The sequence below is a fragment of the Cupriavidus sp. FW305-26 genome, assembly GCF_058787975.1.
Genome location: NZ_JBYTAH010000031.1, coordinates 38,622 through 51,489, shown reverse-complemented (window position 1 = coordinate 51,489; position 12,868 = coordinate 38,622). Strand labels below are relative to the sequence as shown.

The window sequence follows — 12,868 nt, the reverse complement described above, 5'->3', positions numbered from 1 at the left end:
CCTTTTCAGAACCCTGCGCATGCCTATTAATGTGAAGCTGCTCGCCGGTCGAAGCAGTGACTGGAAACGTCAGTCAGTTGCCGGGACCATCGCCAGCCCGGGGAAAAAGCGGCCACGCCGTCGCCGCGCAGGCCCCGGCCAGGAGCCAGACGCCGGCCCAGCCGCCGCTATCGAGCAGTAGCGGAATCGCCGCAGGGGCAGCGAAGTACGCGGCGAAGACCAGCGTATTGGCCAGTCCGAGGGCCGTACCCGCCCGCTCCGCGCCCGCCTGCGTCGCCAGTTCGGTGTAGGCAACCCCATGCCAGGCCGAAACCGCGATGCCAGCCAGCACGACCGCGACCATGGTCAGCGTCGCAGGAACACCCTGCCCGACCGCCGCGCAGAGGGCCAGCGGCACGAACATCAGCGCGGCGATCAGCGTGCAATGGCGCAGCCATGCACGGCGGTTGCCACGCCGATCGGTATGGCGGCCGCTCCAGATCCGCATCGCCATCGCGCCGAGCTGCACAGCGCAAAGGGTGGCGGCGATGCCCGACACAGCCACATGGGCCGCATCGTGCAGGAACACCGAGGCGAAGCTCAAGACCGCGAACTGGGGCGCGCACAGGATGCCGATGGCCAACGCAATGCGCCAGACCCGCAGGCTGCGCAACGGGCTGGCATTGTCATGCGCATGGCGTCGTGCCGACGCGGGGGCAGCGAGATGCGTGGGTTCGTGCAGCCATCGCCAGGTCAGCCAGGCAGAGGCAAGGCAGAACGCGGCCAGGACTGCGTACACCCAGCGAAAGCCCATGGCAAAGGCCAGCCACGGCAACACGAGCGCCCCTAGCCCGCCGCCGAGGGGCACCGCCGTCTGGCGGATACTCATCGCCAGGCCGCGCTCGCCGTCGGCGAACCATCGCATCACCGCCCGCCCGCTGGCCCCGTTGACGCTGCCGCCCGCCAGTCCCAGCAGCGCCATGCAGGCCATCGCCACCGGCAAGGACGGCACGCGATCCGGCCTTGGGGCCAGGAACAGTGCCATCACCGCCAGTATGATAGCGGTGGCGCCGAGCCCGTACAGCAGGACGCGACGGTCGCCCCACCGGTCGGCCGCTGCGCCCCACGGCAGTTCGGACAACGCGGCGCCGATGCCCAACGCACCAAGCAGCAGGCCAAGCCCCCCGTTGTCGATCTGATAGGCGCTGCGCAGCCACACCGCGGTGGCGGGCAACCCGTTGGCGGCAGCGATGAAGCTGGCGTTCGCGGCAACGCCGACGCCCAACACTTTCCAGCGATGCGAAGCGGCGGAAGCCGCGAGGGAATTGCCACCAGGGCGGGCAAAACAGACGGACTCGGCCACGACGGCCCTCCGATAAGGCTGTTGACAGGGCGTCAGTATTGCAACCAATATTCGTCTTGAAAATCAGAAAGTTTGGGACCAATTGTTTCGTTTTTCCGCACGATTGCCATGACGTCGAATCTTGATATTGCCGCGCTGCGCAGCTTGATCGCCGGCATCGACCTGGGCAGCTTCGCGCGCGCTGCGGAGCAGGTCGGGCGCTCCACTTCGGCCGTCAGTGCGCAGATTCACAAGCTCGAGGACATGGCAGGCACGCCGCTGTTTCGCAAGGCCGGCCGGACCCTGGAACTTACCGAGGCGGGGAGTCTGCTGCTTGGCTACGCGCGCAGAATCGTTGCCCTGAACGACGAAGCTGCCGCGGCCGTGAAAGGGGTGGACCTGTCCGGCGGCGTGCGATTGGGACTGCAGGAAGAGTTCGGCGAGGCAATGCTGCCGGAGGTGTTGGGGCGGTTTGCGCGAGCGCATCCGAAGGTCCGGGTCGAAGCCATGGTGGCGCGCAATCACGATTTGTTCGCCCGCACCCAGGCGCGGACGCTGGATCTCGCGCTGGTCTGGGGCGGCGCGGATGGCGCTCGGACGGCAAGAGAGCCCGGCGCCGATATCGCCGTGGTCGGCGAACCGCCGATGTGCTGGGTCGGACCGGCTGCGCTGCCGTGGCACATCGAGCCCGGCCAGCCGATACCGCTGGCGGCGTTCGACCGGCCCTGCCATTTCCACGATGCCGCCACGGCGGCATTGGACCGCGCCGGAATCCCCTGGCGCGTCTCGTTCACCAGCCCCAACCTTGGTGGCCTGTGGGCCGCCGCGGCAGCCGGACTTGGGTTGGTGGTCCGCACGCCCTACGGCTTGCCGGCATCGCTGCGGCAACTTGGGGCTGCCGAAGGTTGCCGCCGCTCGGCAAGATGCCCCTGATGCTGCTGCGCGCGCCGGGACCCGCGTCCGAGGCATCGCAGCGCCTGGCTGACATCATGCTTGAGGCGCTGCGTCCAGTGTGATGGCGGCGGTGGGATGGCTGGTCACGCCCTATCGGATCGGCGGTGAACCATCGAATTCCGGCCGTTCACGTAACAGGATGCGGAACACCGGTATGGGGTCGCAAGCAAGCGGGCCCCGCCAGCGGCGCGGCGCTTGATGTTTGGCGTTGCAGCAAGGCCTGTCCGACATATAGTGAAATCCTGGCCCGTGTTTATGACTGCACGTTCCCCCCCGCGGTGACACCTGTTGCCATGGAGAGGCACATCGACCCCGGCAGCATGCCCATCGCCGTGAGCAACACAGCGCGGATGTCATTGCCAGCCGGAATCGTGTGCGCGTTCCTACGGGAGTCTTCATGCTGTACCAGCTCGTCGAGTATCAGCGCGCGCTGCTCGCGCCATTCACCGCATGGGCGGCGAGCGCAGCAAATGCGTTCATCGATCCGGCCAGCCCCTTCGCGTATGTCCCGGGCGCATCGGGCTTTGCTGCTGGCTATGAGATGCTCTACCGGCTCGGCAGGACCTGCGAGAAGCCGTCGTTTGGCATCATCACCGCCATCCGGCGCGACGGCCACGTCATCGCGGTGGCTGAGCAGGTCATCGTGGAAGGGCCGTTTTGCCGGCTGCTGCGCTTCGCACCCGACATGGGCGCGCTTGACCCTTGCACCGCACCGACGCCGCCGGTGCTGGTCTGTGCGCCGCTGGCGGGCCATCATGCCGTCATGCTGCGTGAAGTCGTGCAGGCCTTGCTGCCCGAGCATGTCGTGTATGTGACGGATTGGAACGATGCCCGTCGCGTGCCGGTGGCCGAAGGACCGTTCCATCTCGATGACCAGGTGGCCCACCTGCAGGCCTTTATCCGTCGGATCGGGGCGGAACCGCTACATGTGCTGGCCATCTGTCAGGCCACCGTGCCAGCGCTGGCTGCGGTTTCCCTGTTGGCGAGCGCGGGTGAGCCGACGCCCAGGAGCCTCATCCTGGTGGGCGGCCCGGTCGATGCACGCCGCAGCCCGACTGCACTCGGACGTCTGGCCGCGCGCCACTCTCTCGCGTGGTTTCAGCGTAACCTGATCTATGCGGTACCGCAGCCCTACCCGGGTGCCGGACGCAAGGTGTGCCCAAGCTTTCTGCAACTTGCCGGCTTGGCGGCGGCACAACCAGAACGTCTGGGGGAGGCTTATTGGGACTATTGCCTGGATCTCGTTCGCTGCGACCCCGTGCGTGCCAAGGAGCACCGGCGTGCCTGCGATGCCTACCACGCGGTGCTCGACATGGCGGCCGAGTTTTACCTGGACACCATCCAGCTCGTGTTCCAGGAATTTCAGTTGGCGCGCGGCAGCTGGCAGGTGCGGGGCGAGGCAGTGCGGCCACAGGACATCCGTACCACCGCACTGCTGACCATCGAGGGCGAACAGGATGAGATTTCCGGCCGGGGCCAGACGCAGGCCGCGCACGATCTGTGCCAAGGCATCGCCGCATGCGACAAGCGGCACCTCACGGCCCGCCAGTGCGGCCACTATGATCTGTTCTGCGGGCCTCGCTGGTGCACCGACGTCTACCCCCGCATCCGCGATCTGACCGGGCACGATACTTAGCATCGCCTGCCCGCGGGCAGGCGCAAGCGATCATCCAGTCAAGGGTTGTGCAATCCCTATTGGGGAACAAGAACTCGCGGTGGCCAGCTCAGGGCTGGCTCTCGGGCGCCGATGCAGGACGGCCACGCGTTGCCGCGGCGGAAGCGCCTTGGCCGCCGGCACGCCCCTTGCTGCGGTCAACCTTGCCGTGCGCTTCGCTCTTGTCTTTCTTGGCACTCTCGCCGGAAGCTCCGCTGGCGGCCTGCACAGTTGGCTCCGCGCGCCTGCCAGTGTCAGTCCCCGGTGTTGGAGGCGAACCGTAGCGACCGCCCTGCGCCCACGCCGCAACGGCCGTTAGCGAAAGGGCGGCGAGGAAAGCTAGCTTTTTCATTGCTGTCTCCTTTCCTGTGGGATCGCCTATCACGGTAGACGCTCGCGCTGTAAACACAAGCCTGCGAACCCAATAGCGCTCAAGTAGCTGCAAACTCTGCTCCGCGCCGGCGTGCGATGAGGGTGCACGCGAGTTCAAGAATGACGCTAACCCTCCGGCGCCGACGACACATCGTGCGTGATCTGCCCCACGCCCAGCTTGTTCACGCGTCATCGCGCAGTCGGTAGTGGTACCGGTGATCGCTGATGCCGACACAGACTATGGCAACGAACTGAACGTCACGCGCCGGCGCGTACTTCGATCGTGAAGAAGTGATCGAGTGCCTGTACGGGACCGGCCGGCCCATCGACCGAGCCGCCGGGCGCGAAGCCGACCAGCCGCTGCAGGTCCCTACTTGCCGCCGACGCCGACCTTGCCGCGCCCGACCTTTCGATGCGGCACACTGGGGCGTAGCCTCTTCCTGGAGCCAGCCGTCAGCGTGACGTGCTCCGCAGGGTAGCGGGGGGTCCTGTGCGGCGCGGCCTGATGGGCGGAATGGCCCGGATCGATGCGCTTGATAGCTGACATGACTGACACCTCCTCAGAGGATTCTAGTCCGAAACTGCACGGCGCTTATGCCGCCCGTCGCTAGCAGCCCCATGGGCGCTGAGCTTGGGGCGCTCACCAGTGAGGGGCCCATGACCGCAACATGCAGACAGGCGCGGCAAATGTCTCCATCAATGCAATCGAGGACACGATCAACGCGTGGCGGCGCCGCGCACAGCCGCCGGCCGACGTGTGGCCAACGGCACTATCCCGCCCGCAGCGCCCACAGGGCCTCCCGTACGTATTCCGTGGCGCGTTCTACCCGCTCCCCGCTGTGCGCCAACCCCAGTCGCCGCCACAACGCCGGCCGCAGCGGCCGCATCACTATGCGCGCATCCGGCGCCGGCGTGGTGACCTCGTGTGGCAGCAGGGCCGCGCCATAGCCGGCCGCCACCAGGCTCTTGATGGCGTCGTTGTAGTTGAGCTGAATCCGCGGCGCCGGCCTGTGGCCACCGCTGGCGAACCACTCGGCGGTCAGGCGCGACAGGCGCGTGGTGCCGTCATTGAGGATCAGCGGGCGCGTTGCCAGCCAGGCCGGCGTGATGCGCGCCGGGCAGGGCCAGCTCGCTGGCAGGAAAGCCCGTACCGGATCGCGCCGCCAAGGGCGGATGGTCAGCCCCGCCACGCGCGCCTGTGGCAGTGCCACCAGACCGATCTCCAGCGTGCCGGCGGCCAGCCGCGCCAGCGTCTCCTCCGAGGTAAGCACGGCCACCTGCACGTCGATGTCGGGATGCCGCTCCGCCAGCATGGCCAGCGCCTGCGGCAGCAGGTGGGCGATGGCCCCGGTCGAGGCGCCGAGGCGCACGCGGCCGGTCAACCCCTGCACCTGACGCTGCACGTCGTCCAGCGCAAGGTCGGCATCGGCCAGCAGGCGGCGGGCGCGATCGACCAGGGTCTCGCCAATGGACGACGGACGCACCTCACCGCGCCTGCGCGTCAGCAGTTGCGCACCGACACGGGCTTCCAGCTCGGCAATGTGAAGGCTGACGGTGGGCGGAGCCAGGTGCAACGCGCGCGCGGCTTCGGCGAAGGAACCCAGATCGGCGATGGCGACGAGGGTACGCAGGCGGTCCAGGCTGATCTCGCGCATGGGGCGGCACTCCGGTTAAGGGCGTATCTGCTGACGAGGAATATCGTTCAGGAAACGTGAATTTCATCGTCATGAAATTCAACTTCTTCGATTCTAGCCGGTGGCGCAAGATGGCGCTTCCTGTACCGGCCGCACCAACGCAGAGCTGATGCTGAACCGGCCGGGGCCGCCACTTTCACGCCACTGCCAAGGATCCATCCCATGCGCTACCCTCTTGTTTTCATCGACGGCGACCAGGGCACCACCGGCCTTCAGATCCACGAGCGCCTGCGCGGACGCGACGATCTGCGCCTGCTGACACTGCCCGCCGGCCAGCGCAAGGATGCGCGCGCCCGCGCCGACGCCATCAACGGCTGCGACATCGCCATCCTGTGCCTGCCGGACTCCGCCGCACGCGAGGCGGTGGCGTCCATCGTCAACCCTGCGGTGCGTGTGATCGACGCCAGTTCGGCACACCGCACGCAGCCCGGCTGGACCTACGGCTTTCCCGAGATGACCGCCGGCCAGGCGCAGCGCATCGCGGGCGCGCTGCGCGTCAGCAATCCGGGCTGCTATCCCACCGGGGCGATCGGCCTGTTGCGCCCCCTGGCGGAGGCCGGCCTGCTGCCGCACGACTACCCCATCGCCATCCATGCGGTGTCGGGTTATTCGGGTGGCGGCCGCATCGCCGTCGATACCTACGAGGGACCGGAGGCCACCCGGGCCCTGCCCTTCCAGGTCTATGGCCTGGACCTGGCGCACAAGCACACGCCTGAAATCCGGCAGCACGCGGGCCTGGCACGGCGCCCCGCCTTCGTGCCGGCCTACGGCGCCTTCCGGCAAGGTATCGTACTGACGGTGGCGCTGGAGTTGGACCTGCTGGCACCCGGCACGGACGTCGGCAGGCTGCACGCCTGCCTGCTCGACCACTACGCCAACGCCCGCCATGTCGAGGTGATGCCGCTAGCCGAATCGGCCGCCGCTACTCACCTCGACCCGCAGGCACTGAACGGCACCAACGACCTGCGCCTGGGCGTGTTCGCCAACTGCGAGCACGGGCAAGTGCTGTTGGCAGCGGTGTTCGACAACCTCGGCAAGGGTGCTTCGGGGGCGGCAGTGCAGAACCTCGACCTCATGCTGGCCGGGGTGGCGGCGGAGGTTCACCGGGCCGCCTGAAGCCTACCCAGCGTCGAAATAAGAAGCGGGCCGGCAGCTTCCCGGCTTCCGGCCCGCCTGGTGCGATCGGGTCAATCACGCGTGATTCGGCGCGTCTGTGAATCCGCATGCCACGCATGGCGTGGATGCGTTCGTGATATTTCCGCATGCGCTCGTACTGACGCAGGAGCAATTGTTGCCGTTCGGTCAACATACTGAGGGCCTTCGCGATGCTACTGGCGTTCGCCCCCGCTGCCTACAATCGGTTGCAACGATGGTTGCACAAGACGTGCGACGGTCGAGGCCTGGCTGCGGTCACCGACATCGTGATTACGCATATGCACATGGATCACGTCGGGGGCCTGAACGTGGATGGCGTCAAGGCCAAACTGCGCCCGGACGTGCCTGGGGTCGGCCATTCTCGGTCGATCATCGCTTCCTTCCCGAGTGACCATGGGTGCTCTGACACCGGTGGTCACTGACACGGCAGTAACTTCGTGCCACGCGCCTAGGGTTTCGCTGTTCCTCTTCGGATAAGCATGTCAAAGAGAAACTGAGCGGCCGGCGCCAACGGGCGTCCTCGTCGCGAGATCAATCCCAACGTTCGAGTTATCACTGGGTCAGTCAGCGGGATCGCAAGCAGACCACTGCTGGACTTCGGCGGCAAAGCCATTCGAGGCACAACACCGATTCCCAGGTCGGCCTGGACCAGGCTTACCAAGGCGGGAACATGATTTACCTCGCAGTACCATCGCGGTCTTACCGGCAGCCGCGCAAGGGCCTGGTCGATCAGGAAGCGGTTGCCGCTGCCTTGCGCGAGCGTAATGTAGTCAAAGCCTTCAAGGTCTTTCCATTTGACGCTTCTTCGCGTCGCCAGCGGATGCCCCTTGCGACAGGCGACAACGAACGCCTCTTCAATCAAGGGGCAGAAATCGATGTCAGGCTCCTGCGTCCCGATATAGGTCAGGCCGAAATCCGCATCGCCGCGCGTGACCGCGAGAAGGACATCCCCGGAAGACTCGTCAATGATGCGGATCCGTATCCCCGGATAGCGCTCGTGATACGGCCCCACGACAGAGGGCAGGAAATGCCCGACCGCAGACGGTACGCATGCAAGCGTCACCTCGCCCGACAGCCGATCGGCAACGGTCTGGATGCCGAGCATGGCCTCTTCCAGCTCGTTGATGACGTTTCGCGCCTTGTGCACAAACATGCGGCCCAGGGTAGTCAATTCGACTTTCCGGGTGGTCCGCGTGAACAGCGCGACGCCAAGCGCTTCTTCCAGTTTATCGACGCGACGCGACAGTGCCGACTGCGACAGGAACATCGCATCGGATGCCGCCTTGAAGCTGCCCAGATCGGCTACGGCCAGGAACGCTCGCAAGTCCGCCAAATCGAAATTCATGTGTCTTACGCAAGAATACTTGTGATCTTTGCACTTTACACTGGAATCCGGTCAGCGTGATCATTCGCCCTATGGATGGAACGAAACACTGTCCTGACCAAGCAGGAGACACAATGCCCAACAAAGTACAAGAGCCGTTACGGCGCATGTCGCGCCGTAACGCCCTAGCCGCCCTCGCGATCCCGCTAGCCACTGCACTGATTCCCGCACAGGCGCAGACCTGGACACCCGCCAGGCCGATCCGGCTGATTGTCCCGTATGGGCCCGGCGGAAGCTCGGACGCCATTGCCCGCGTCATCGCGGCAGAGATGTCGAAGAATCTGGGCCAACAGATCGTGGTGGACAACAAGGGCGGCGGCCAGGGTGTCATCGCCATGCAGGAGACCGCACGCGCAGCGCCTGACGGATACACACTGGTTCTCGGCCACGTTGGCACGCTTGCCGTCAATCCCGCCATGATGCGCAAGCTTCCCTACGATCCTCTGAAGGACTTCACGCCGGTGACTTTGCTGGCGAAAGTGCCGATGGTGTTCGCGGTGGGGCCTACCGTCCATAGCGATTCCATCAAGGCATTCATCGCCCAGGCCAAGACGAAGCCTGGTGCCATGACCTATGGATCGGCGGGCAACGGAAGCGCTGGCAACGTTGCCTTCGAGATGCTCAAGCAGACTGCGCATATCGATCTTGTGCACGTGCCATACAAGGGCACCGGCGCCCAGATTTCCGACTTGCTCGCCGGAAACATCGACGCCGCATCGGCGGGCCTGGCGGGGATCCTGCAACACGCCAAGGCGGGCAAGCTGCGCATCCTCGCCGTTGGATCGTCACAGCGCCTCGCGCCGATTCCCAACGTTCCCACCATTGCCGAGGAAGGCTACCCGGGATTTGAAAGCTCGCAATGGTTTGGGCTGATGGCGCCAGCGCGCACGCCAACGCCGGTGGTCAGCCGCCTGCATGCCGAGGCAGTCAAGGCCCTGGCCACCCCGCTGGTGCGACAACGACTTGCCGAGGACGCAAGCACGCCTGTCGGCGCGGGCAGCGCCGAATTTGCGTCATTCATTCGTGCCGAGCAACAACGCTGGGGCACCGTCATCCGCAGCGCGGGAATCCAGGCAAACTAAGTCTTCCGAGAATATCCAGCATGCAACAAGATCGAATCACTGTATCCGAAGCCGAACTCCGCCAGCTCGGAGTGCGCGCGTTCCAGGGCCTGGGCCTGACCGAAGGGGACGCCATCGATGTCATTGACATCCTGGTACTTGCAGACCTCTTCGGGCTCAGCACCCATGGACTGTCTCGCATTGAATCCTATGGCGAACGGCTCCAGTCCGGCGGTATCTCGGCACGCCCCACCATTACAGTCGAGCACGCCGCGCCGGCGCTGGTGAAGGTCGATGGTGGCAACGCAGTCGGCCCGCTCGCTGGCATGAAGGCGCTGCGCGCCGCCATGGAAGTCGCCGAAGAATTCGGCATCGGCATGGCCTTCGTCCGGGGCAGCAATCATTTCGGGCCAGTTTCACCGTACAGCTACATTGCGGCGGAAGCAGGATTCGCCAGCATGATTGGCAGCAACGCCACGACGACCATCGCGCCATGGGGTGGAAGCGACGCACGCCTGGGCAACAGCCCGCTGGGTTTCGGCGTACCGGGGCATGACGGCCGCCACTTCCTGCTGGACATGGCCATGAGCGTGGCCGCACGCGCCAAGATTCGCAATGCGCTCAAGGCAGGACAATCCATCCCGGATTCATGGGCTACCGACGCGCAAGGACGACGGACCACCGATCCCAAGGCTGCCCTCGATGGCTTCCTGCTTCCGATTGGCGGGCACAAGGGCTATGGACTGGCACTGATGGTCGATCTTTTCGCAGGACTGCTGTCGGATGCGGCGTACCTGACTCACGTCAAGTCGTGGGTCGATGCACCCGACCAGCCCCAGAACCTGGGCCATTTCTTTATCCTGGTTGATACCCGGCGACTGGGATCGGCCCAATGGCTGGCTGCCCGCATGCAAGACTTTGCGGCGATCCTCCACGGTAGCGCACCCGCGGAGCCTGGCAAGCCTGTCATTGTTCCCGGAGAGATCGAACTCGACAAGCTGGCGCGTCAGCGCGAAAAGGGCATTGCCATGGATCCAGCGGTGAAGGCGCTACTGGATCGACATGCCAACGCAAAGACGAACTGAAATGGCACACGCCGGAAGCATCATGACAAGTCAATATGCAAGGCTCGCAGCGGAGCTTGCGCCGACGGGAATCCTTCGCGCATCCATCAACGTAGGCAACCCTATCCTGGCAAACCTCGATGCCGGCGGCAATCCATTCGGCGTTTCAGTGGACCTCGCCCGTGAGCTTGCCAGTTGCCTGGGTGTTCCGCTTGAGCTTGTCGTATTTGACTCAGCGGGGAAGTCGGTCGAGGCCGTCACGGCCGAACAGGCGGACTTCGGATTCTTTGCCGTCGACCCGGTCCGGGGGGCCGGCATCGCATTCTCCGAACCCTACGTGCTGATCGAAGGCGCGTATTTGGTGAAGGAGGAATCCACCGTCAAGGCCAACGAAGAGGTCGATCTTGCCGGACGCCGTGTCGTGGTAGGAAAAGGGAGCGCCTACGATCTTTATCTCACTCGTACGCTGCAACATGCACACATCGTGCGCGCGCCGACGTCCCCGGCCGTTGTGCAAACATTCCTGGAGCAAAGCGCGGACGTGGCTGCAGGGGTGCGACAGCAATTGGAAGCAGATGCCAAGCGCACTGCGGGCCTGAGGTTGTTGCCGGGCCGGTTTATGGTCATACAGCAAGCCATGGGCCTCCCCATAGCCCGCAGCGCTGAAGCCGTGGAATGGCTACGGCGGTTCGTCGAGCAGATGAAGGCCTCCTGCTTCGTTTCGGACGCTCTCAGGCGTCACGGAATCGAGGGCGCGTCCGTCGCGCCCGCAAAGTCATAGCCTGCACGCAACGCCGGGCTGGCAATGCCGGCGACGCAGGTGCTGATCTATGACAACGCCAGGCGGGGAACGCCATTGATGCTCGCCGCACGCAGCGTTGCGCTGGACTTGCCCCTGCGCGTGCTGGTGCGCGATGACTGCCAGGGCAGCACCTGGATGAGCTGCCACACCGCCGCGGAACTGGAAAGCGCCCTCCCATTGCCGGCCGGCAGCGCCGCGCCGCCGGCTGTGGCGCAGCGGCTGATTCTTGACACGGGTGTGGGCGCGCAAGGCGCCCCACGGTGACTTATCCGGCCAGGCCCTTGTTCGGGTTGATCAGGTACTTCTCCCCCGTCGCGCGCTTGTTGTAGACGGCGATCACGTCCAGGTCCAGCACCTCGGCCAGCGAGATCTCTTTCGAGTAGTGGCTGGCAAAGGTGGTCTTCAGCTCCGCCATCACGCGTTGCTTCAGCGCGTTGGCCCGCTCGCGCCCGATCTTCTGCAGGAACGGGAACAGCAGCCAGCCGCCCATGCCCCACGCCATGCCGAAGTTGCGGTTGAACTCGGTCGGGCTTGTGTCCAGGCCGCCGTAGAGATAGACCTGCTTGTGGGTGGTCGAGCCATAGCGGCTGTATTCGCGGGCCGTCTTGTTCAAGGCCGCTTCCATGCAGGTGAGGATCTGGCCGCCGAGCTTGCCGCCGCCCGTGGCGTCGAACGCGATCGTTGCGCCAGTGGCGACGAGTGCCTCGGTGAGGTCCTGCATGAACGTGGGCGACGCGGCGTTGCAGACGTGGACCGCACCTTGTGCCTTGAGCAGGTCCGCCTGCTCTTGCTTGCGCACGATGTTCACCAGCTTGATGCCATCCTTGAGACAGATCTGATTGAGCATCTGGCCCAGGTTGGAGGCCGCGGCGGTGTGCACCAGGGCGCTATGTCCTTCGAGGCGCATGGTCTCGACCATGCCCAGTGCGGTGAGCGGGTTGACGAATGACGACGCGCCGTCAGCAGGCGTGGCGCCTTCGGGCAGGACCAGGCACTGGTCCGCGGAAATGCAGCGGTACTGCGCGTACATCGCGCCGCCGATGACAGCCACGGTCTTGCCCATCAAGGCTTGCGCCGCAGGGGACGAGCCTGCATCGACGACCACGCCCGCGCCCTCATTGCCAACCGGCATGGACGCATCCAGGCGGCCCGCCATGCTGCGCATCGCGCCTTCCGGAACGCGCGCGGTGACGATGGGGCGCTCGGCCGTGCCGCTGGCCTTGGCCGTGCTCATGTCGGCCGCACCGAACAGCAGGCCGAGATCGGACGGGTTGAGGGGGGAGGCTTCAATGCGAATGAGCACTTCATCCGGACCAGGGTGCGGCGTGTCGATGCTGTCTAGCGACAGCTCGAGTTCACCGCTGCTCTTGATTTGCGAACGAAGTTGAAGTGCGGTGTGCATTCGAT

Annotated in this window: 11 protein-coding genes and 2 pseudogenes; 8 read left to right on the top strand and 5 right to left on the bottom strand. The window is 65.4% G+C overall.

Annotated elements, in window-relative coordinates; translation table 11 throughout:
* Positions 1–73 precede the first annotated feature (73 nt).
* Positions 74–1,342 carry an MFS transporter gene (locus AC3WQZ_RS17935; protein WP_439669653.1) on the bottom strand — a complete coding sequence of 423 codons (1,269 nt, stop codon included), beginning with the start codon at positions 1,340–1,342 and terminating at the stop codon, positions 74–76.
* A gap of 108 nt (positions 1,343–1,450) precedes the next feature.
* Here AC3WQZ_RS17935 and AC3WQZ_RS17930 point away from each other — a divergent pair.
* Positions 1,451–2,337 (top strand): annotated as a pseudogene (locus AC3WQZ_RS17930) (LysR substrate-binding domain-containing protein).
* A gap of 335 nt (positions 2,338–2,672) precedes the next feature.
* A complete protein-coding gene (phaZ, locus tag AC3WQZ_RS17925) occupies positions 2,673–3,911 on the top strand; it encodes a polyhydroxyalkanoate depolymerase (RefSeq protein WP_058698309.1) in 1,239 nt (412 codons plus the stop codon).
* A gap of 648 nt (positions 3,912–4,559) precedes the next feature.
* On the opposite strand, the gene AC3WQZ_RS17920 is transcribed toward phaZ, so the two are convergent.
* Both AC3WQZ_RS17920 and AC3WQZ_RS17915 read right to left on the bottom strand, forming a co-directional pair.
* Positions 4,560–4,724 (bottom strand): hypothetical protein, encoded by a 165-nt coding sequence (locus AC3WQZ_RS17920; protein ID WP_155737078.1) that lies wholly within the window; start codon positions 4,722–4,724, stop codon positions 4,560–4,562.
* Between the two features lie 347 nt (positions 4,725–5,071).
* Positions 5,072–5,956, bottom strand: coding sequence for a LysR family transcriptional regulator (locus tag AC3WQZ_RS17915; protein WP_011616503.1), 885 nt, complete (start codon positions 5,954–5,956; stop codon positions 5,072–5,074).
* 201 nt (positions 5,957–6,157) lie between these two features.
* Between AC3WQZ_RS17915 and argC the strand changes: the two genes are divergently transcribed.
* Positions 6,158–7,111, top strand: a complete 954-nt coding sequence (argC, locus tag AC3WQZ_RS17910) for an N-acetyl-gamma-glutamyl-phosphate reductase (RefSeq protein ID WP_011616502.1) — start codon at positions 6,158–6,160, stop codon at positions 7,109–7,111.
* A gap of 275 nt (positions 7,112–7,386) precedes the next feature.
* A pseudogene (locus AC3WQZ_RS17905) lies at positions 7,387–7,494 on the top strand (MBL fold metallo-hydrolase); the annotation flags it as partial.
* Positions 7,495–7,598: 104 nt separating this feature from the next.
* Here AC3WQZ_RS17905 and AC3WQZ_RS17900 read toward each other — a convergent pair.
* Positions 7,599–8,495 carry a LysR family transcriptional regulator gene (locus AC3WQZ_RS17900; protein WP_010812593.1) on the bottom strand — a complete coding sequence of 299 codons (897 nt, stop codon included), beginning with the start codon at positions 8,493–8,495 and terminating at the stop codon, positions 7,599–7,601.
* A gap of 113 nt (positions 8,496–8,608) precedes the next feature.
* Here AC3WQZ_RS17900 and AC3WQZ_RS17895 point away from each other — a divergent pair, with 113 nt between their 5' ends.
* From AC3WQZ_RS17895 to AC3WQZ_RS17880, 4 genes are read left to right on the top strand one after another with little or no spacing between them, the layout of a single operon-like run.
* Positions 8,609–9,616 (top strand): Bug family tripartite tricarboxylate transporter substrate binding protein, encoded by a 1,008-nt coding sequence (locus AC3WQZ_RS17895; RefSeq protein WP_011616501.1) that lies wholly within the window; start codon positions 8,609–8,611, stop codon positions 9,614–9,616.
* Positions 9,617–9,636: 20 nt separating this feature from the next.
* The gene (locus tag AC3WQZ_RS17890) at positions 9,637–10,680 is read left to right on the top strand and encodes an Ldh family oxidoreductase (RefSeq protein ID WP_439669651.1); all 1,044 of its coding nucleotides are present in this window, start codon (positions 9,637–9,639) and stop codon (positions 10,678–10,680) included.
* Positions 10,681–10,702: 22 nt separating this feature from the next.
* On the top strand, positions 10,703–11,440 hold the full coding sequence (locus AC3WQZ_RS17885) for an ABC transporter substrate-binding protein (RefSeq protein ID WP_011616500.1): 738 nt from the start codon (positions 10,703–10,705) through the stop codon (positions 11,438–11,440).
* An 18-nt stretch (positions 11,441–11,458) separates the two neighbouring features.
* Entirely contained in the window at positions 11,459–11,725 is a 267-nt protein-coding gene (locus tag AC3WQZ_RS17880; RefSeq protein ID WP_492300988.1) for a DUF302 domain-containing protein, read from the top strand.
* Position 11,726: 1 nt separating this feature from the next.
* Here the strand turns inward: AC3WQZ_RS17880 and AC3WQZ_RS17875 are convergent, their stop codons facing one another.
* Positions 11,727–12,863: a zinc-binding dehydrogenase gene (locus AC3WQZ_RS17875; protein WP_010812598.1), complete on the bottom strand. Its 1,137-nt coding sequence runs from the start codon at positions 12,861–12,863 to the stop codon at positions 11,727–11,729.
* Positions 12,864–12,868 lie beyond the last annotated feature (5 nt).